The sequence below is a fragment of the Variovorax sp. SRS16 genome (assembly GCF_901827165.1).
Lineage (GTDB): Bacteria > Pseudomonadota > Gammaproteobacteria > Burkholderiales > Burkholderiaceae_C > Variovorax.
The window spans coordinates 3097116-3116700 of sequence record NZ_LR594666.1 but is presented as its reverse complement, the minus strand read 5'-3'; the positions used below and the strand labels follow the sequence as shown (position 1 = coordinate 3116700).

The 19585-nt window shown below is 68.0% G+C and carries 18 protein-coding genes and 1 pseudogene; 14 read left to right on the top strand and 5 right to left on the bottom strand.

Annotation, left to right across the window (positions count from 1 at the left end; all coding sequences use genetic code 11):
• Positions 1-14: 14 nt before the first annotated feature.
• Genes E5P2_RS15100 through E5P2_RS15085 form a run of 4 tightly spaced genes read left to right on the top strand, consistent with a single transcriptional unit; the run spans position 15 to position 4915 of the window.
• Positions 15-1619, top strand: coding sequence for a GMC family oxidoreductase (locus E5P2_RS15100; protein WP_162567948.1), 1605 nt, complete (start codon positions 15-17; stop codon positions 1617-1619).
• A complete protein-coding gene (locus E5P2_RS15095; protein ID WP_162567947.1) occupies positions 1616-2401 on the top strand; it encodes a GntR family transcriptional regulator in 786 nt (261 codons plus the stop codon). The genes E5P2_RS15100 and E5P2_RS15095 overlap by 4 nt, the downstream gene beginning before the upstream one ends.
• Before the next feature lie 40 nt (positions 2402-2441).
• Positions 2442-3899 carry a sulfatase-like hydrolase/transferase gene (locus E5P2_RS15090; protein ID WP_162567946.1) on the top strand — a complete coding sequence of 486 codons (1458 nt, stop codon included), beginning with the start codon at positions 2442-2444 and terminating at the stop codon, positions 3897-3899.
• 32 nt (positions 3900-3931) lie between these two features.
• Positions 3932-4915, top strand: coding sequence for a Bug family tripartite tricarboxylate transporter substrate binding protein (locus E5P2_RS15085; RefSeq protein ID WP_162567945.1), 984 nt, complete (start codon positions 3932-3934; stop codon positions 4913-4915).
• A gap of 4 nt (positions 4916-4919) precedes the next feature.
• On the opposite strand, the gene glcF is transcribed toward E5P2_RS15085, so the two are convergent.
• From glcF to E5P2_RS15065, 4 genes and pseudogenes are all read right to left on the bottom strand, one after another.
• Positions 4920-6185: a glycolate oxidase subunit GlcF gene (glcF, locus tag E5P2_RS15080; protein WP_162567944.1), complete on the bottom strand. Its 1266-nt coding sequence runs from the start codon at positions 6183-6185 to the stop codon at positions 4920-4922.
• 17 nt (positions 6186-6202) lie between these two features.
• A pseudogene (gene glcE / locus E5P2_RS15075) lies at positions 6203-7311 on the bottom strand (glycolate oxidase subunit GlcE).
• A 16-nt stretch (positions 7312-7327) separates the two neighbouring features.
• Positions 7328-8833 (bottom strand): FAD-linked oxidase C-terminal domain-containing protein, encoded by a 1506-nt coding sequence (locus E5P2_RS15070; RefSeq protein ID WP_162567943.1) that lies wholly within the window; start codon positions 8831-8833, stop codon positions 7328-7330.
• A 118-nt stretch (positions 8834-8951) separates the two neighbouring features.
• Positions 8952-9833, bottom strand: a complete 882-nt coding sequence (locus E5P2_RS15065) for a LysR substrate-binding domain-containing protein (RefSeq protein WP_162567942.1) — start codon at positions 9831-9833, stop codon at positions 8952-8954.
• 182 nt (positions 9834-10015) lie between these two features.
• On the opposite strand from E5P2_RS15065, the gene E5P2_RS15060 reads away from it, so the two are divergent.
• The 4 genes from E5P2_RS15060 to E5P2_RS15045 are packed head-to-tail and all read left to right on the top strand — an operon-like array spanning position 10016 to position 13701.
• Positions 10016-10330, top strand: a complete 315-nt coding sequence (locus tag E5P2_RS15060; protein ID WP_162567941.1) for a 2Fe-2S iron-sulfur cluster-binding protein — start codon at positions 10016-10018, stop codon at positions 10328-10330.
• On the top strand, positions 10327-11379 hold the full coding sequence (locus E5P2_RS15055) for an aromatic ring-hydroxylating dioxygenase subunit alpha (protein ID WP_232080711.1): 1053 nt from the start codon (positions 10327-10329) through the stop codon (positions 11377-11379). The genes E5P2_RS15060 and E5P2_RS15055 overlap by 4 nt, the downstream gene beginning before the upstream one ends.
• A 52-nt stretch (positions 11380-11431) precedes the next feature.
• Positions 11432-12634: an ABC transporter substrate-binding protein gene (locus E5P2_RS15050; RefSeq protein WP_162567939.1), complete on the top strand. Its 1203-nt coding sequence runs from the start codon at positions 11432-11434 to the stop codon at positions 12632-12634.
• Positions 12635-12666: 32 nt separating this feature from the next.
• Complete coding sequence (locus tag E5P2_RS15045; RefSeq protein ID WP_162567938.1) at positions 12667-13701, top strand: xylose isomerase; 1035 nt, start codon at positions 12667-12669, stop codon at positions 13699-13701.
• Positions 13702-13710: 9 nt separating this feature from the next.
• Here E5P2_RS15045 and fdxA read toward each other — a convergent pair whose 3' ends face one another.
• Positions 13711-14046 carry a ferredoxin FdxA gene (gene fdxA / locus E5P2_RS15040; protein ID WP_162567937.1) on the bottom strand — a complete coding sequence of 112 codons (336 nt, stop codon included), beginning with the start codon at positions 14044-14046 and terminating at the stop codon, positions 13711-13713.
• A gap of 194 nt (positions 14047-14240) precedes the next feature.
• Here fdxA and E5P2_RS15035 point away from each other — a divergent pair, with 194 nt between their 5' ends.
• From E5P2_RS15035 to E5P2_RS15010, 6 genes are all read left to right on the top strand, one after another.
• On the top strand, positions 14241-14900 hold the full coding sequence (locus tag E5P2_RS15035; protein ID WP_232080710.1) for a cysteine hydrolase family protein: 660 nt from the start codon (positions 14241-14243) through the stop codon (positions 14898-14900).
• Positions 14901-14968: 68 nt separating this feature from the next.
• Complete coding sequence (locus E5P2_RS15030; protein ID WP_162567936.1) at positions 14969-16165, top strand: substrate-binding protein; 1197 nt, start codon at positions 14969-14971, stop codon at positions 16163-16165.
• Between the two features lie 2 nt (positions 16166-16167).
• A complete protein-coding gene (locus E5P2_RS15025; RefSeq protein WP_162567935.1) occupies positions 16168-16920 on the top strand; it encodes an ATP-binding cassette domain-containing protein in 753 nt (250 codons plus the stop codon).
• Positions 16904-17608: an ABC transporter ATP-binding protein gene (locus E5P2_RS15020; protein ID WP_162567934.1), complete on the top strand. Its 705-nt coding sequence runs from the start codon at positions 16904-16906 to the stop codon at positions 17606-17608. Before E5P2_RS15025 ends, E5P2_RS15020 begins: the two co-directional genes overlap by 17 nt.
• A gap of 15 nt (positions 17609-17623) precedes the next feature.
• Positions 17624-18487 carry a branched-chain amino acid ABC transporter permease gene (locus tag E5P2_RS15015; protein WP_162567933.1) on the top strand — a complete coding sequence of 288 codons (864 nt, stop codon included), beginning with the start codon at positions 17624-17626 and terminating at the stop codon, positions 18485-18487.
• A complete protein-coding gene (locus E5P2_RS15010) occupies positions 18484-19539 on the top strand; it encodes a branched-chain amino acid ABC transporter permease (protein ID WP_162567932.1) in 1056 nt (351 codons plus the stop codon). Before E5P2_RS15015 ends, E5P2_RS15010 begins: the two co-directional genes overlap by 4 nt.
• Positions 19540-19585 lie beyond the last annotated feature (46 nt).

Here is a 19585-nt window from a genome sequence, read left to right as displayed (position 1 = left end):
GAACGGAAATCGTCATGCGTCAGTTTGATTACATCGTCGTCGGCGCCGGATCGGCCGGCTGCGCCGTCGCGGGCCGCCTGGCCGAAGATGGCCGCACCAGCGTGCTGCTGCTGGAAGCAGGGCCCACCGATCGCAACATCTGGATCCATATTCCGATCGGCTATGGCAAGACCATGTTCGATCCGAAGAACAACTGGCGGTTCTATTCCGAGCCCGAGCCCTACCTGAACGGCCGCAAGATCTACCAGCCGCGCGGCCGCACGCTCGGCGGCTCGAGCTCGATCAACGGGCTGGTCTATATCCGCGGCCAGGCCGAGGACTTCGACGCCTGGGAAGCACTGGGCAACAACGGCTGGGGCTGGTCCGACATCCTTCCGTACTTCAAGCGCTCGGAATCGAACGAGCGCGGCGAGAGCGAATATCACGGCGGCAAGGGACCGCTGACCGTGTCCGACATCCGCGGCCGCAACGAGCTGGTCGAAGCCTTCATCGGCGGTGCCGGCGAGCTCGGCATTCCGCGCACCGACGACTTCAACGGCGCGCGCCAGGAGGGTGCGGGCTACTTCCAGCTCACCACCCGCAACGGCCTGCGCTGCTCGGCGGCCAAGGCCTATCTGCCCGCACCGCGCGCGCGCGGCAACCTGGTCGTCGAGACCGATGCGCACGCCACCGGCGTGATCTTCGAGGGCAAGCGGGCCGTGGGCGTGCGCTATATGCGCAATGGCCAGCCGCAGGAGGCACGGGCGAACTGCGAAGTCGTCGTGAGCGCGGGCGCCTTCCAGTCGCCCCAGCTGCTGCAGGTTTCGGGCATCGGCGATGCCGACTACCTGCGCACGCTGGGCATCCGGCCGCTTCACGACGCGCCGCAGGTCGGCAAGAACCTGCAGGATCATCTGCAGTCGCGCCTCATCTACAAGTGCACCAAGCCGATCACCACCAACGACCAGCTGCGCACGCTCTGGGGACAGGCGCGCATCGGCATGCGCTGGATCTTCCGCAAGGAAGGCCCGGTGGCGGCGGGCATCCAGCTCGGCGGCATGTTCGCGCGCACCGGCCCACAGGCGAAGACGCCCGATGTGCAGTTCCACTTCGGCACCATCAGCGCCGACATGACCGCAGGCAAACCGCATGATTTCTCGGGCTTCACGGTGTCGGTGTGCAACCTGCGCCCGACGAGCCGCGGCGAAGTCAAGGCCGTATCGTCCGACGCGCGCGTCGCGCCGGCGGCGCTCTTCAACTACCTGGCCACCCAGGAAGACGAGAACACCATGCTGGCCGGCTTCCGGCTGGCCCGCAGCATTGCCGCATCGCGCTCGATGGCACCGTACGTCGCCGAGGAATACCGGCCCGGGCCCGGCGTGGGTTCGGACGCGGAGACGCTGGCCTTCATCCGCGACTACGCGACCACCATCTTCCATCCGGTCGGCACCTGCCGCATGGGCGAGGACACGGCTTCGGTGGTCGACACGCGGCTGCGCGTGCGCGGCGTGAGCGGCCTGCGCGTGGTGGACGCGTCGATCATGCCGCTGCTGCTGTCGGGCAACACGAATGCGGGCGCCATGGTCATCGGCGAGAAGGCGGCCGACATGATGAAGGAAGACAGAAGGGAACTGCAATGAATGCCAATGCACAGCGTCTCGAGTTGTTCGATATCCTCAAGCAGCCCGACCGCACCGGACTGCCCAAATACCAGCGGCTCGCGAACACGCTGCTCGACGCGATCCGGCGCGGCCTCTGGCGGCCGGGCGACCGCCTGCCGGCCGAGGAAGAGCTGGCGCAGATGACGCCTTTCAGCCTCGGCACGGTGCAGCGCGCCTTGCGCGATCTGGCCGACCAGGGCCTGGTGATCCGGCAGCATGGCCTCGGCAGCTTCGTGGCCGAGAAGCCGCGCCAGCTTCAGGATCCGTGGCACTGCCGCTTCCTCGGCGATGACGGTGTGACGGTGCTGCCGATCTTCTCGCAGGCGGTGCAGCGCGCCACCATCCGCGGCGACGGACCATGGACACCCTACCTCGGCCGCCAGGACGTGATGCGCCTGGACCGCATCATCGACATCAACGGCGAGTTCAAGATCTTCAGCCGCTTCTTTGCCGATCGGACCCTGCTCAACCGTCTGTGGGAAACGCCGATGGACAAGCTGCACGGCGCGAACTTCAAGAAGATGATCGCCAGGCAGTGCCAGCTGCCGATCACCGACATCACGCACCTGGTGAGCATCGCGCCCTTCGATGCCGAGTCCTGCGAACGGATCGCCGTCGCGCACGACACCACGGGGCTGTACATGCAGGCCGTCGCGCGCGCGGGCCGGGACCTGTGCGTGTACTACCAGCAATTCTTCATCGCTCCGAACCAGCGCGTGCTCGTGCTGCCGGAGCACACACCCGCATCGCAGCGCGCCTGATCTTCCCGGCGCACGCCATCGCACACACAGGAGTCCAGAAATGAAAACACAGCCCCAGAACCTCGTCATCATCATGTCGGACGAGCATTCGCCCAAAGCCCTGGGCTGCTACGGCCACGGCATCGTCCAGACGCCCCACCTCGATGCGCTGGCCGCGCGCGGCACGCGCTTCTCGCATGCCTACTGCACGAGCCCGGTATGCATTCCCGCGCGGGCATCGTTCGCGACCGGCAAGTACATCCACCAGATCGGCTACTGGGACAACGCCGACGCCTACGACGGTCGCGTGCCAAGCTGGCACCACGTGCTGCGCGAAGGCAAGCACGACGTGGTCTCGATCGGCAAGCTGCACTTCCGCCTGCCGGACGAGGACCACGGCTTCAGCCAGGAGATCATCCCGATGCACATCGTCGAAGGCAAGGGCGACCTGATGGGCCTGGTGCGCAGCGAGTTGCCGGTACGCAAGGGTGCCTACAAGATGGCGGGCTTCGCCGGCCCCGGCGAAAGCCAGTACACCTTCTACGACCGCGAGATCGCCTCGCGCGCGCAGATCTGGCTGCGCGAAGCGGCGCAGCGCAAGAGCGACCGGCCGTGGGTGCTGTTCGTCTCCTTCGTCTGCCCGCACTTCCCGCTGACGGCACCGCCCGAGCACTACTACCGCTACTACAACCAGGACCTGCCGATGCCCAAGCTGTACGAGAAGCCGGAGCGGCCCACGCATCCCTACCTCGTCGACTACGCCAGCAGCTTCAACTACGACGACTACTTCGACCGGGCGACAGTGAAGAAAGCCATCGCCGGCTACTACGGCCTGTGCTCCTTCCTCGACGAGAACGTCGGCAAGGTGCTGGCCGCGCTCGACGATGCGGGGTTGGGCGACAGCACCCGCATCGTCTACACCGCGGACCACGGCGACAACATGGGCACGCGCGGCCTGTGGGGCAAGTCGACGATGTTCGAGGAGACCGCGGGCGTGCCGCTGATCATCGCCGGCAGCGACATCCCGGCCGGCAAGGTGATCGACACGCCGGTCAGCCACGTCGACGTGTATCCCTTCATCCTCGATGCGGTGGGCGAGCAGCAAGCGCAGGCGCGCGAAGGCTTTCCGGGCACCTCGCTGTTCGAGCTGGCGAAGGGCGCGCAGCCGGACCGCAACGTGATGGTCGAGTACCACGGCATGGGGTCGACCACCGGCGCCTTCATGATCCGCCACGGCCGCTACAAGTACATCCACTACATCGGCTATCCGGCGCAATTGTTCGACCTCGATGCGGACCCCGAGGAACTCACGGATCTGGCGGCCAGGCCTGAGCACGAGGCCGCGCTCGGCGAATGCCGCCAGCGGCTGTACGCGATGTGCGATCCGGACGCGGTGGATCGCCAGGCCAAGGCGCGGCAGGCCGTACAGCTCGAGGACCATGGCGGCCGCGAGGCCGTGATCGCCCGCGGCGACCTCGGCTTCACGCCGGCACCCGGTGCCGTGATCGGCTTCGATTGAAGAAGCCGCCGCCTCCACGAGAACACCCTCCGATGAAAACCATGCTGCTCCTTCGTCTTCCTGTCGTGCTGATGGCGCTCGCGCTGACGCAACAGGCCAGTGCCGCCGACCCGTTCCCGAACAAGCCCTTGCGGCTGATCGTCGCCTACCCGGCAGGAGGCGGCCTCGACTTCGTCGCCCGCACGCTGGCCCAGCGCCTCGGGGAAGCGCTCAAGCAGCCCGTGGTGGTGGAAAACCGTCCGGGCGCCAGCGGCGCGCTGGGTGCCGACACGGTGGCCAAGTCCAGGCCGGACGGCTACACACTGCTGCTGGCATCGCCGGCGGAAGTGATCGTCGGGCCTGCGGCCGGGCAGAAGACGCCCTACGATCCGGTCGCGGATCTCGCGCCGATCGCGCTGGCGGGCGAGACGCCGCTCGTGCTGGCCGTCAATCCCCTGGTACCGGCGAAGAATCTGCCGGAGCTGATCGCGTATGCGAAAGGCCATCCCGGAACGCTGAGCTACGGCACGCCGGGCACCGGCAGCTCGATGCATTTCGCCGGCGAGTCGCTCAACAAGCTGGGCGGCATGGCCAGCGTGCACATTCCCTACCGCGGTGCGGCGCCGGCGGTCAACGACGTGCTCGGCAACCAGGTGCCGATGATCATCGTCGGCATGCCGCCGGTCATGCCGCACGTGGCCTCGGGAAAACTGAAGGTGCTGGCGGTGACGACGCAGAAGCGGTCCTCTGCCATGCCCGACGTGCCTTCGGTGTCCGAGATGCCGGGCATGAAGGGCTACCGGTTCTCGAACTGGATGGGCGTGTTCGCGCCGGCGAAGACGCCGCAGGCCGTGGTGGACCAGATCGGCGCGCAGATCGCGAAGATCGTGCAGGAACCCGCGACCCGCCAGCGTCTTCTCGGTGCCGGCGTCGAGCCCTCGGGCCTGCATGGCAGCGAGTTCACGGCCTTTCTCGCGGACGAGCGGCAACGCTACCAGTCCATCGCCAGGGAACGCGGCATCCGCTTCGAGGACTAGCCGCTCAGCGGAGCGCGCCGGCGTTCTGGTGTGCCGGTGCCGCCATGGCCTCGTCCAGCAACTCCACCCAATGGCGCACGGGCGTGTGGCCTGCGCTTTGCAGGTGCGTGATGCAGCCGATGTTGGCCGACACGATGGTGGTGGGCTGCAGCTGGGCCAGGTGCCCCAGCTTGCGGTCGCGCAGGGCATAGGCCAGCGCCGGCTGCAGCACCGAGTACGTGCCCGCCGAGCCGCAGCACAGGTGCGACTCGTTGCGGGCCAGCTGCACGTCGAAGCCCAGCGCGCGCAGGCTCGCCTCCACCCCGCCGCGCAGCTGCTGGCCGTGCTGCAGCGTGCACGGCGGGTGGTAGGCGATCACGCCCGGGGGCGCCTTCACCCGGTCTTTCAGCGCCGCGGCCAGCTCGGGCAGCAGCTCGCTCAGGTCCTTGGTGAGCGCACTGACACGCTGTGCCTTGGCCGCATAGGCCGCATCGTCCTTGAGCAGGTGGCCGTACTCGCGCACGGTCACGCCGCAGCCCGAGGCGTTCATCACGATCGCCTCCACCGCGTGGCCGCCGTCCCCCTCGATGTGCGGCCACCAGGCGTCGATGTTGGCGCGCATCTGCATGCGGGCGCCTTCGTGGTCGTCGAGGTGGAACTTCACCGCACCGCAGCAGGCGGCCTTGGGCGCGATCACGCTCTGGATGCCGGCCGCGTCGAGCACGCGCGCGGTGGCCTTGTTGATGTTGGGGGCCATCGAGGGCTGCACGCAGCCGGCCAAGAGCAGCATCCTGCGCGCATGGATGCGCGCGGGCCAGTGGCCCGAGGGCTGCGGCGCGGGCACCTTGGCCTTCAGGGCGTCGGGCAGCAGGCCGCGCACGGACTGGCCCAGCTTCATCGCGGGGCCGAAGAGCGGCGAAGTCAGGCCTTCCTTGAGCAGCCAGCGGGTGGCCGATTCGAGGGCCGGGCGCGGGACCTTGTCGTCGACGATCTTGCGCCCGATGTCGACCAGGTGGCCGTATTGCACGCCACTCGGGCAGGTGGTCTCGCAGTTGCGGCAGGTCAGGCACCGGTCCAGGTGCAGCTGGGTGCTGCGCGTGGGCGCGTGGCCTTCGAGCACCTGCTTGATCAGGTAGATGCGCCCGCGCGGGCCGTCGAGCTCGTCGCCCAGCAGCTGGTAGGTGGGACAGGTGGCGGTGCAGAAGCCGCAGTGCACGCATTTGCGCAGGATGGCTTCGGCTTGCAGGCCTTCGGGCGTGTTCTTGTATTCGGGCGCGAGTTCGGTTTGCATGAAGGAGGACGGGTGGATCAGTCGGCGCCGAGCAGCCGTGCGTGGTCGAAGACGGCGTGCGGGTCGAACTCGCGCAGGAGCGCGCGGTGGATGCGCGCGAGGGGGGCGCTGAGCGCGTCGAAGCGCGGCACGGAGCGCGCGGCCTGGCTGGCGTCGTCGGCGATGCGAAACAGGGTGGCATGGCCGCCGGCGGTGCGCGCGGCGGCGCGCAGGCGCGCGCCCTGGTTGGCCGAGGCGAGGTACCAGCGCTGGGCGCCGTGCCATTCGAGGAGGGGCGCAGTCTCGAAGTCGATGGCGGGCGCGGTCTGGGGCACCGAGAGGCGCCAGAGGCTGTGCGCGCCGGGGATGCCGAACCAGGGCAGGCGCTGGTCGCGTGCGGCCTGCCAGTCGGCCTGGGCCTGTGCATCGGGCTGACGCTCGCCGCCCAGGTGCCTGCAGGCGGCATCGACCGCGGCCACGGCGCCGCGCAGGCGCAGCCAGAGGCTGCCGGTGGCGTCCTGTTCGCTCCAGCGGCTGGCGTTGAGGGGCAGCGGCTGGGCGCCCCAGCCGTTGAGCAGGCGCAGGGCATCGGACTGGGTGCATTCGAAGCGCAGGGTGGCCTCGGCGGGGGCGATGGGCAGGACCTTGAGGCTGACTTCGGCGATGAGGCCGAGCGTGCCCAGGGAGCCGGCGAGCAGGCGCGAGATGTCGTAGCCGGCGACGTTCTTCATGACCTGGCCGCCGAAGGCGAGCACTTCGCCGCGGCCGTTGACGAGGGTGGCGCCCAGCACGTAGTCGCGCACGGCGCCCGCGCTGGCGCGCGCGGGGCCGCAGAGGCCGGCGGCGATCATGCCGCCGACGGTGCCGGTGCCCGAGGGCCGAAGCGCGGGGGCTCGAAGGGCAGGCACTGGCCACAGGCAGCGAGGGCGGCTTCGAGTTCGGCCAGGGGCGTGCCGGCGCGCGCGGTGACGACGAGTTCGCTGGGCTCGTAGCTGGTGATGCCGGTGAGGGCGCCGGTGGCAAGGAGCTCGCCTTGCGGGGATTCGCCGTAGAAGTCCTTGGTGCCGGCGCCGCGGATGCGAAGCCGATGTCCATCGGCGGCGGCGGCGCGGATGCGATCGGTGAGCGGGGCGAGGGCAGGGTCCATCATCGAACTCGTGGATTCAGAACCGCGGCAACTCCGCGAAGCGCTGCGCCTGCCCGCCGCGCACCACCTGCTTGCCATACTCCGCGCAGCGCTGCAGCGTCGGGATCACCTTGCCCGGATTGAGCAGCCCCGTCGCATCGAAGGCGCGCTTGACCCCTGCCATCTGCGCGTTCTCCTCGGCCGTGAACTGCACGCACATGCTGTTGAGCTTCTCCACCCCCACCCCGTGCTCGCCCGACACCGTGCCGCCCATCGCCACGCTGGTCTCCAGAATGTCGGCGCCGAACAGCTCGCAGCGGTGCAGCTCGTCCGCATCGTTGGCATCGAACAGCACCAGCGGATGCAGGTTGCCGTCGCCCGCGTGGAACACGTTGCAGCAGCGCAAGCCGTACTTCTTCTCCATCTGCTGGATCGCCAGCAGGATATCGGCCAGCCGCTTGCGCGGAATGGTCGAATCCAGGCACATGTAATCGGGGCTGATGCGTCCCGAGGCCGGGAACGCGTTCTTGCGCCCGCTCCAGAAGCGCAGCCGCTCGGCCTCGTTCTCGCTGCAGGCGATGGCCGTCGCGCCGCACTCGCGCAGCACCGCCGTCATGCGTGCGATCTCTTCCTCCACCTCCTCGGGCGTGCCATCGGATTCGCACAGCAGGATCGCTTGGGCATCGAGGTCGTAGCCCGCGTGCACGAAGTCTTCCACCGCCGCGGTCATGGGCTTGTCCATCATCTCCAGGCCCGCGGGGATGATGCCCGCGGCAATCACCGCGGCCACCGCGTCGCCGGCCTTTCGCACGTCGTCGAAGCTGGCCATGATGCAGCGCGCCAGGCGCGGCTTCGGGATCAGCCGCACCGTGACCTCGGTGGTCACGGCCAGCATGCCTTCGCTGCCGATCACCAGCGCCAGCAGATCGAGCCCGGCGCAGTCGAGCGCCTCGCTGCCGAACTCGATCGCCTCGCCCTCGGCGGTGAAGCCGCGCACGCGCAGCACGTTGTGCAAGGTCAGGCCGTATTTCAGGCAATGCACGCCGCCGGAGTTCTCGGCCACGTTGCCGCCGATGGTGCAGGCGATCTGGCTGGAAGGATCGGGCGCGTAGTAGAGGTTGTAGGGCGCGGCGGCCTCGCTGATGGCGAGGTTGCGCACGCCGCACTGCACGCGCGCGGTGCGCCCGACGGGGTCGAGGTGCACGATCTGGTTGAACCTGGCCAGCGAGAGCGTGACGCCGCCCGCATGGGGCATGGCGCCGCCGGACAGACCGGTGCCCGCGCCGCGCGCGACCACGGGCACGGCCATCGCATGGCAGGCCTGGAGCACGGCCTGCACCTGGGCCTCGGTTTCGGGCAGGGCGACGGCCAGCGGGCGCTGGCGGTAGGCGGTCAGGCCGTCGCATTCGTAGGGGGTCACGTCCTCGGTGGTGGAGAGCACGGCGTGGGGCGGGAGCACGGAGATCAGGGCGCGCACGACCTTGGCTTGCAGCGCGCTGCGCTCGGAGGCCGGGGGGGCGGAATCGGCTGGCACGGGGTTCATTCGGCATCCATCGGAAAGTGATCTCGGACCCGATCGCGAGTCGAAGTCCAACTCTAGTGAAAACCGCAGCCCGGCGCGTTGACGATTCTTCGCGCCGCCGTTGAGAAAACTTCGCGGTTCAGGCCAGCGCTTGCGTCAGCCAGTCCGCAAAGGCCGCGCATTCCCAGCGTTCGAGTGCGCCGGGCTGCCAGCAGATGTAGTGGCCATGCGGGGAGGGCACCGCGCGCGGCGAGAGCCGCACCAGCCGTCCGCTTTCCAGCCAGGCCGCGCCCATCTGCAGCCGCACCAGCGCGACGCCGAAGCCACTGGCCGCTGCGTCGTAGACCAGGCCCAGGTCGTTGAACTGCGCGCCCAGATGGGGCTCGGGCTGGGTGATGCCGCAACTCGAGAACCAACTGCTCCACGGTTCCAGCGGACTGCGGATCAGGCGCGCCTGCGCGATCTCGGCCTCGCTGTCGAAGCCGTTGTAGGGGCCGAACTCGTTCAGGTAGCTCGGGCTGCATGCCGGCGTCGCGTCCTCGGCAAGGATCAACCGGTGCTCGAGGTCGGTGTAGCCGCCGGTGCCGAAACGCACTTCGAGGTCGGCCTTCTCGGCAGTGACGTCGAGCAGCGGGATCGACACCTGCAGGATCAGCTCGATGTCCGGGTACATGTTGCGGAACAACTCCAGCCGCGGCATCACGAACTGCCGGCAGAAGGTCGGCGTGATCGCCACGCGCAGCCGTGTCGCGCCCTGTGCCACGCCGCGCAATGGCACCTGCCGCAAGGCCGCCAGCCCGGTGCGCACGTTGGCGAGATAGGCCGCGCCGTCCGCGGTCAGTGTGAAGTCGCTGCGGCCGAAGAGTTCGACGCCCAGGTGCGATTCGAGCTGCCGGATGCGGTGGCTCACCGCGCTGGGCGTGACGCACAGCTCGTCCGCGGCACGGCCGGCATGGCGCAGCCGCGCGAGCGCCTCGAAAGTCAGCAGACACTGGATCGGCGGGATGTGCTGGATCGCCATCGGTTCTCCTCAAGCCAGTGGCCGATCATGCGCGAAGTCCGAAGTGGCCGGCTGCTGCCGGATGCGTGGCACGCCGCGCATCCGTGCAAACCCGCTACCCAAGACGCTGAAGTTAAGTATTCTCTCCACATGAATGGAGTATTTACTTACCAAACCGCAAAGATGCCAGCCGGACGATCGCGATGAACATCCATGTGACCGATCAGCAGGGCGTCGAACGCAGCCTGCGCGCCGACGGCAACGGAACCCTGATGAGCCTCATCCGGGATGCCGGGATGTCGATCCGTGCCGAATGCGGCGGCTGCTGCGTCTGCGCGACCTGCCACGTGCGCGTCGACGAGGCCTGGACCGATGCGTTGCCGCCGATGTCGGAAGAGGAGTCCTTCACGCTCGAGGGCGCCTGCGAGCCGGGCATCAGCTCGCGCCTGTCCTGCCAGATCCCGCTGGCGAGCGTGCCCGACGGGCTGCGCGTGACCCTCGCCCAGGACTGGTCATGAGCACAGCTGCAGCAACACCCTTCGAGAGAACTTCCATGAAGCAATACGTCTACAACACCTGGTATCCGCTGGCCTGGGCGCGCGATGTGCGCCATGAACTCACGAAGCGGCGCGTGCTGGAGGAGGACATCGTCGTCTTCCGCGGCGAGGATGGCCGCGTCGCCGCGCTGGAGGATGCCTGCCCGCACCGGCTGGCGCCGCTGTCGCTGGGCACGCTGCGAGGCAACGCCGTCGAGTGCGGCTACCACGGCCTGACCTTCGACTGCAGCGGACGCTGCGTGCGCGTGCCCGGCCAGGACACCGTGCCCGCGAGCATCCAGGTGCGCGCCTATCCCACGACCGAGAGCATGGGCATGGTCTGGATCTGGATGGGCAAGCCGGAACTCGCCGATCGCAGCGCGGTGTTCCACCTGCCCCAGTACGACGACCCGAAGTTCAGCGTGGTCGAAGGCGATGCGCTGCATGTCGACGCCAGCTACCTGAGCCTGGCCGACAACCTCTGCGACCCTTCGCACGTCACCTACGTGCACCGTTCGACGCTCGCCAGCGAAGGGCGCATCGAGACGCCCGTGCAGGACAAGCGCGAAGGCAACAAGGTCGTGACCTGGCGCTGGGTGATCGACGGGCCGCTGATCCCGGTCTTCAACGGGCTCAAGGACTTCGGCGGCAACGTGGACCGCTGGCACTACTACCACTACCACGCGCCCAGCATCGCGGTGATCGACTTCGGCTCGGCGAAGACCGGCACCGGCGCGCCCGAAGGCGATCTGGGCGACTGCATCCAGATGTTCGCCTGCCACTTCATCACGCCGATCGACGAGCGCAGCTGCACGCAGCATTGGCTCTGCCTGAAGAACTCGCCGGCCGATCCCGCGATCGATGCACGCCTCATGAGCGACCTGCGCATGACCTTCGACGAGGACAAGCGCATCCTCGAAGCCATCCAGCGCAACGAGGACAAGCTCCAGGGCCGGCGCACCATCCGCCTGGGCATCGATTCCTCGTCCATCAAGATGCGCCGCATCGTCCAGGAGATGGCGGCCGACTGAACGGCCGCCGCGCCATCCCTCCATCCACGAATCCATTCCACGAGGTGCCACGATGAAGAACAGTTCTCGCCTGCGCTGTGCTGTCCTGATGGCCCTGGTCCTCGGTTGCGGATGCGCCGCGGCCCAGGACACCATCAAGATCGGCGAGATCAACAGCTACAAGGCACTGCCCCAGCTCATGGGCCCCTACAGGCAGGGCTGGCTGCTGGCGCAGGACGAGATCAACAGCGCGGGCGGCGTGCTCGGCAAAAAGCTGGAGACGGTCTTTCGCGACGACAACGCCAATGCGGGCGATGCGGTCCGCGTCGCGGAAGAACTGGTCGCGCGCGAGAAGGTGGACCTGATCGCGGGCACCACGCTGTCGCACGTCGGCCTGGCGATCACCGACTTCGCGAAGCAGCGCAAGATCTTCTTCCTGGCCTCCGGTCCGCTGAGCGACAAGGTGGTCTGGGACAACGGCAATCGCTACACCTGGCGTCTGCGTGCCGGCACCTACGCGCTGGCCGCGTCGGTGGTGGGCGAGGCCGCGAAGCTGAAGAAGAAGCGGTGGGCGCTCGTCTACCCCAACTACGAATACGGCCAGGCCGCGGCCGCGGCCTTCAAGGACGAACTGAAGAAGGCGCAGCCGGATGTCGAGTTCGTGACCGAACAGGCGCCGCCCTTCGGCAAGATCGATGCGGGCAGCCTGGTGCAGGCCATTGCCGATGCCAAGCCCGACGCCATCTTCAACGTGCTGTTCGGCACCGACCTCACGAAGTTCGCGCGCGAAGGCAAGACCCGCGGCCTGTTCGAGGGCAGGGAAGTGGTGAGCCTCTTGACCGGCGAGCCCGAATACCTCGATCCGCTGAAGGACGATGCGCCCGCGAACTGGATCGTGACCGGCTATCCGTATACCGCGATCGACACGCCCGAGCACCGCAGCTTCCTGCAGGCCTACCAGAAGCGCTACAACGACTATCCGCGCCTGAATTCGGTGGTGGCCTATGCGACCGTCAAGGCGCTGGCGGCCGGGATTCAGAAGGCGGGTTCGACCGATTCCGAAAAGCTGGTTGCCGCGTTCAAGGACCTCGGCTTCATGTCGCCTTTCGGGCCGGTCAGGTTCCGCGCGCAGGACAACCAGTCGACCCTGGGCATCTTCGTCGGCCGCACCGCGATCAAGGACGGCAAGGGCGCGATGCCGGCTGGCACGTACATCGACGGCGCGAAGCTGCAACCCCCGGACGAGACGGTGCGCAAGCTGCGGCACGTGCCGTAGCCCGCGTTGTCTTCTCGATGAAAGGAACGCGCATGTCGAACAACGAACACCGACGGCCCCTGATCGGATGCAACGGCCGCGGCGCGCAGCGCTCCGGCCTGGACCGGCCGGTGGGGCTGGAGGAACTTCCGATCCGCGAGCAGTTCAGGCTGGTCGCCGAATCCGGCGTCTTCGATTACTTCGACCGCCTGCCGCTGCGCAGCAACCTCGACGACTACCTCGCCGCCATGCGCGAGTTCGACCTGCCCGTGCACACCGGCAGCTGGTTCTACCGGCTCGGCGCGGACGATGCGCTGCTGCGCGACAACCTCGCGATCTGCAAGGAGGTCGGCGCCGCATGCCACAACATCATGACCTTCACGCACCACGCGGACGGCCATCGGCTCGGCGATGAAGAGATCGTGGCGCACTACCTCGATGTCTACGACGCGGGCATGAAGCTCGGTGTCGCGCCGGCCTTCGAGCTGCACGTCAACATGTGGACCGAGGAGTTCCTGCGCGTCGAAGAGATCGCCGATGCCGTGCAGCGGCGCGGCGTGCCCTTCAACTTCACGCTCGACTACAGCCACGTGAATTTCAAGATCGGCAATCCGGAGGAACTGGAGCGCTCGGGCGTGCGCGCGCAGGTCGAATCGGGCGCGCTCGTGCTCGATCCGTTCGAGAGGCATTCGCTGTGCGAGCGCTGGCTGGATCGCGACATCGTGGTCTGGGCCCAGCTGCGCTCGGCCGCGCCGAACCAGCCGCTGAACCTCTGGTGGAAGGACGAAGAGGGTGCATTCGGCCGCGGCATCCAGTACCCCTTCGTCAAGCCGGCGCCCGGGCAATGGCACTCCGCGTGGAGCGCTTATCTGCTCGAACCCTCGAAGGAGGCGATCCGCAAGGTGTTGAGGCACCACGTGCGCAACCCGGCCAGCCCGCTGAAGTACCTCACCACCGAGATGATCAACCTGCCCGACTACGGACTGAACGCTCGCTACGACCTGTTCGAGCAGAACGTCGCGGCGGCGCGCTTCATCCGCAGCGCATGGGACGAGGCCGTGGCGCTGGACGCGGCCGGCATGCTCTGACGCGCACCGTCAGGCTTCCTGCGGAAGGGTGAGCGTGTCGAGCTTGTCCTTCTTGTCCTTCCACGCCTCGGCCTCCGGGAGCGGCTCGTGCTTCTTCACGAGCACGGGCCAGATCTTCACGAACTTCGCATTCAGCGCGGTGAAGTGCTGCTGGTCGGCCGGCAGATCTTCTTCAGCGTAGATCGCGTTGACCGGGCACTCCGGAATGCAGACCGCGCAGTCGATGCATTCGTCGGGATCGATGATCAGGAAATCGGGACCTTCGTGAAAGCAGTCGACCGGACAGACGTCGACGCAGTCGGTGTATTTGCAGTGGATGCAGCTGTCCGAGACGACGTGGGTCATGGTTCTTTCCTTGGTGTCCTGGCATTTCATGTAGCGATTGCTACATCAAAGTGAAGTGAATGCTACACAAAATCGACAAGGGCTGCAACGGCGTTCCCGGGTCGGTAAAAACACCTAGCGGCGCGGCAGGATGTCGACGAATAATCGTCACTGGAAATACAGTAAGTACTACATTCACGATGGAGATCGGAATCATGAACCAGGCAAGCGCATCGGTGGATGAGTTCTCGGCCAAGGGCATCTCGGAGCCGGCCATGATCGAGGCCCGCAGCACCGCGGTGCTGGTGGTGGACATGGAGAACGATTTCTGCGTCGAAGGCGGCGCCATGGTGCTGCCCGGCTACGAGAAGCTGATCGGCCCGCAGCTCGCGGTGATCGACGCCGCGCGCGCGGCCGGCGCGCCGGTGGTGTTCATCACCGACGCGCACCGTCCCGGCGTGCACCGCGACCGCGAATTCCTCAAGCGCGCGCGCCACTGCATCGAAGGCACCTGGGGTTCGCGCGTGGTCGATGCGCTGAAGGCCCGGCCCGACGACCACTACGTCATCAAGCGGCGCTATTCGGGCTTCTTCGGCACCGACCTGGACATGACGCTGAAGGACCTCGAGGTCGACAGCGTGGTCGTGATGGGCGTGGTCACCAACATCTGCGTGCGCTCGACGGTGCACGATGCCTTCTTCCTCGGCTACCGCGTCTTCGTGCCCGAGGACTGCGTGGCCGCGCCGTCGGCGCGCGAGCAGGCCTCGTCGCTGTTCGACATCGCCACCAGCTTCGGCTGGGTCAGCGATTCGGCCGAGGTCGCGCGCGCCTATGCCGGCCAGGGGCCGATCCGCAACCGCTTCGAATTCGCCTGAAGCGGCTGCCCGCCTTTCCCCTTGCCCATCCCCGTTCCCTTCGCTCTCGAACACCCTGGAGGTTTCTCATGTCGGCTCCACGCATCGTTTCGCCGCAACGGCGCATCATTCTTCGCGCCGGCACGGCGGCCCTGGCGACGACCACGCTGGGCTTGCCCGGCCTGGTGCGCGCCGCAGCCGGCGGGCCGGTGAAGATCGGCATCCTGCAGCCCTTCTCGGGCGGCCTCGAGGCGCTGGGCGAGCAGGGCTTCCAGGGCGGCAAGCTGGCCATCGACGAGATCAACGATGCCGGCGGCCTGCTCGGCCACAAGGTCGAGTTCGTGCGCTCGGACACCCGCACCGACCCCAAGACCGCGGTCGAGCGCACGCAGGAGCTGATCCGCCGCGACGGCGTCGATGCGATCCTCGGCCCGCTCACCAGCGCCGAGCGCGATGCCGTGCGCCCGACCATCGAGCGCGCCAAGGTGCCGCTGCTCTACGCCACCGACTACGAAGGCGGCACCTGCAGCCGCTACATCACCTGCTTCTCGGCGCTGCCCGCCGCCTGGGTCGATCCGCTGATCGGCTACGCGAGCAAGAACGTCGGCAAGAAGCTCTACCTGATCGGCAGCGACTACATCTGGCCCAAGCGCATGAACGAGGCGGTGCGCGCCTCGGCGCAGAAGAACGGCGCCACGGTGCTGGGCGAGGAATACGTGCCCTTCGGCATCAAGGACTACGCCAGCACGCTGCGCAAGATCGAGGCCTCGGGCGCCGACACGCTGGTGGTGAGCGTCGTCGGCGCGGATGCGGTGACGCTGATCAAGCAGTTCACCGGCGCCGGCCTCAAGAAGAAGCTGCGCGTGCTGTTCTTCGGCTTCAGCGAGAACTACCTCGCCGGCCTGTCGACGCAGGAGTCCGACGACATCGTGACCGTCTCCAGCTTCACCTCGACGCTGAAGAAGCCCGAGGCGGTCGCCTTCGTGAAGAAGGTGCGCGACCATTTCGGCCCGCAGACCATCGTGTCGAACAACCTCTACGCGCACTACAACCTGATGCGCCTGTACTTCGGCGGCGTGCAGCGCGCCAAGAGTGCCGACAAGGAGAAGGTCAGCGATGCGATGCTGGACCAGACGATCCCGACCGGCAACGGCGACGTCTATCTGCGCGCCAGCGACCGCCATGTCGACCTGAACACCGTGATCTCGGTAGCCAAGGCCGGCAGCCTCGACCTGCTGCAGGACGTTGGGCGCGTGGTCGCGCCCTCGCAGTGCACCAAGGCCTGAGCATGACGACGCTGCTCGAAGTGCGGGGCGTGCAGAAGCACTTCGGCGGCGTGCGTGCGCTCGAAGGCGTCGACCTCGCGCTGGCGGCCGGGCAGATCTACTGCATCGTCGGGCCCAACGGCTGCGGCAAGTCGACGCTCCTGGCGGTCATCAGCGGCGACCTCGCGCCGACGGCCGGCACGGTCTGGTTCGACGGCCGCGACATCACCGGCCTGGCGCCGCAGCGCATCGCGCGCCTGGGCGTGCTGCGCAAGTTCCAGGCGCCGAGCATCTGCCCGACGCTCAGCGTGGCCGAGAACCTCGAGGCCGCGCTGATGGTGCGCGTCGCGCCCTGGCGCCGGCTCGGCACGCGCGCGCATCTGCAGCGCCTCGCGGAACTGCTCGAGGTGATCGGCCTGCGCCACCGGGCCGACCTGATCGCGGAAGAACTCGCGCATGGCGAGAAGCAATGGCTGGAGATCGGCATGCTGCTGGCCGGCGACAGCCAGGTGCTGCTGCTGGATGAGCCGACCGCGGGCATGACGATCCGCGAGACGCAGCAGACCGTGGCGCTGATCAAGCGCATCGCCACCGAACACAAGCGAACCATCCTCGCGATCGAGCACGACATGCATTTCGTCGCCGGCCTCGAATGCGAGGTCATCGCGCTGCTGCGCGGCAAGGTGCTGCGGCGCGGCAGCTATGCCGAGGTCAGCAACGACCCCGAAGTGCGCGAAGCCTACCTGGGAGCGGCCAGCCATGTTCCAGGCCACTGAGCTCAGCGGCGGCTACCTCAAGGGCAGCCAGGTGCTGCGCGGCATCTCGCTCGCGCTCGAGCGGGGCAGCGTGACCGCGCTGATGGGACGCAACGGCATGGGCAAGACGACCCTGATGCGCGCCATCACCGGCCATCTGCCGCACCTCAGCGGCTCGATGAGATTGAACGACCAGGAGCTGACGAAGCGCGCGGCCTTCCAGGTGGCGCAGCTCGGCGTCGGCTACGTGCCGCAGGGGCGCGACATCTTTGCCGACTTCTCGGTCGAGGAGAACCTGATGATGGGCGTGCTCGGCAAGCCCGGCCTGTCGCGCACCTTGCCCGAGTGGGCCTGGACCACTTTTCCGGTGCTGGCCGAGCGGCGGCGCCAGCGCGCCGGCACCATGTCCGGCGGCCAGCAGCAGCAGCTGGCGATCATGCGTGCGCTGGTCGGCCGGCCGCAGCTGCTGCTGCTCGACGAGCCCTCCGAAGGCATCCAGCCTTCGATCGTGATGGAGATCGGCGCCACCATCCGGCGCATCGCGGCCGAGCAGGGCCTGGCGGTGCTGCTGGTCGAACAGAACCTCGACCTGGTGCGCGCGATGGCCGGGCGCTGCCTCTTCATCGAGAGCGGCGCGATCGCCGATGCGGCCGAGGTCGACGCGCTGCATGCCGACGCGCCGCTGGTGCGCCGCTACCTGTCCGCCTGAACGGAACCAGATCCGATGACGACCGCGAACTTCCTGGCCCTGGTGCTCGACAGCACCAGCTTCTTCCTCGTGCTGCTGCTGGTGGCGCTCGGGCTGGTGATCATCTTCGGGCTGATGAACGTGATCAACATGGCGCACGGGGAGTTCTTTCTGCTCGGCGCCTACACCGCCGTGGCCGCGACGCGCGCCGGCTGGCCTTTCTGGTGGTCGCTGCTGCTCGCGCCGCTGGTGCTGGCCGCAGTCGGATGGATCGTCGAGCAGACGGTGGTGCGCTTCGTCTACCACCGCTTCATCGATTCGATCCTCGCGACCTGGGGCCTGTCGCTGATGCTCAAGCAACTGATCGTGGTGATCTTCGGCCCGACTTCGCAGAGCGTGCCCGATCCGCTGGGCGTCACGGTGAGCGTGCTGGGCATGGCCTATCCGGGCTACCGGCTGTTCGTGATGGGCGCCTCGGTGGTGCTCACGGCGCTGACCTTCGTGCTGCTCTACCGCACCCACGTGGGCCTGACCATCCGCGGCGTCATCGCCAACCGCGCGATGGCCGCCTCGCTGGGCGTCAACACACGCCGGCTCGACGTCGGCACCTTCATGGCGGGCGCGGCGCTGGCCGGCTTCGCGGGCGCCGCGATGGCGCCGCTGATGAGCGTGGATCCGCAGATGGGCGCCGGCTTCCTGATTCCATCCTTCCTCTCGATCCTGGTCGGCGGCGCCAGCAGCTTCGTCGGCGTGGTGGTCGGCGCGGCGTTGATCTCCGGCGGCAGCACCGGCCTCGCGGCGCTGCGCGATCCGGTGTTCGCGCAGATCGTGGTGTTCTCGCTGGCCATCGTGATCATCCGGCTGTTCCCGAGCGGCCTGTTCGGAAGGCGCCGGCCATGAAGCGCTTCGCTCTCTCGCGCGGATGGGCGACGCCCGTCATCTGGCTCGCGCTCGGCCTGGTGCCGCTGGTGCTCGGCGAATGGGCGCAGTCGCAGCTCGCGCAGTTCATGACCTACGGCATCTTCGCGCTCGGCCTCGGCTTCCTGTGGGGCCACGTCGGCGTGCTGTCCTTCGGGCAGGCGATCTTCTTCGGGCTCGGCGCCTATGCGATGGGTCTGACTTCGCTCGGCATGCTGCCGGGCATCGCGCCCAGCACCTTCAACGGCCTCATGCTGGCCTTTGCCGTCAGCGGGCTGGCGGCGGCGGTGCTCGGCTCGATGCTGTTCTATGGCCGCGGCCTCGCCGGCGCCTACTTCGGCGTCGTCACGCTGTGCGCCGCCGTGATCGTCGAAACGGCCACCGGCCGCTGGGATTTCGTGGGCGGCAACAACGGCCTGTTCGGCATCGCGCCGCTCGACCTGCCGGCCTTCATCGCCGACCGCGTGCCGGACTCGACGGCCCAGTACCTGCTGGCCTTCGCGGTCGCGCTCGGCGTCTATGCGCTGCTGCGCTGGCTGACGCGCACGCCCTTCGGCACCGTGCTCGCGGCGGTGCGCGACAACGACCGCCGCGCCACCTTCCTCGGCTACAACGTCGCACTGCACAAGACCATCGCCTTCGTGCTCTCGGCCATGGTGTCGGCACTGGCCGGCGCGATGTTCGCCAAGTTCTTCGGCTTCGTGTCGCCGACGCTGATCGGCTTCTCGCTGTCGACCGAGGTGCTGATCTGGGTCGCGGTCGGCGGCCGCGGCGTGCTGATGGGCGCCTTCCTCGGCGCGATCCTGGTGCGCAGCGTCGAGTCGGCGCTGTCCGAGCGCTTCGGCAACTACTGGCTGCTCTTGCTCGGCGGCGTGTTCGTGGTGGTGGTGGTGTTCTTTCCGGTCGGCGTGTTCGGACGCATGCTGGCATTGGCGCCGCCGAAGCGCCTGCGCATCGGCGGCGCGGCGTCGAAGCCGGCCGGCGATGCCGCGCCGCGTCCGGATCCGGGCGTGGACGGGCGCGTGCGGGCATAGGCCAGAATACGAAGCCAGGACAAGAAGAGAAGCGGCAATGCCCAGA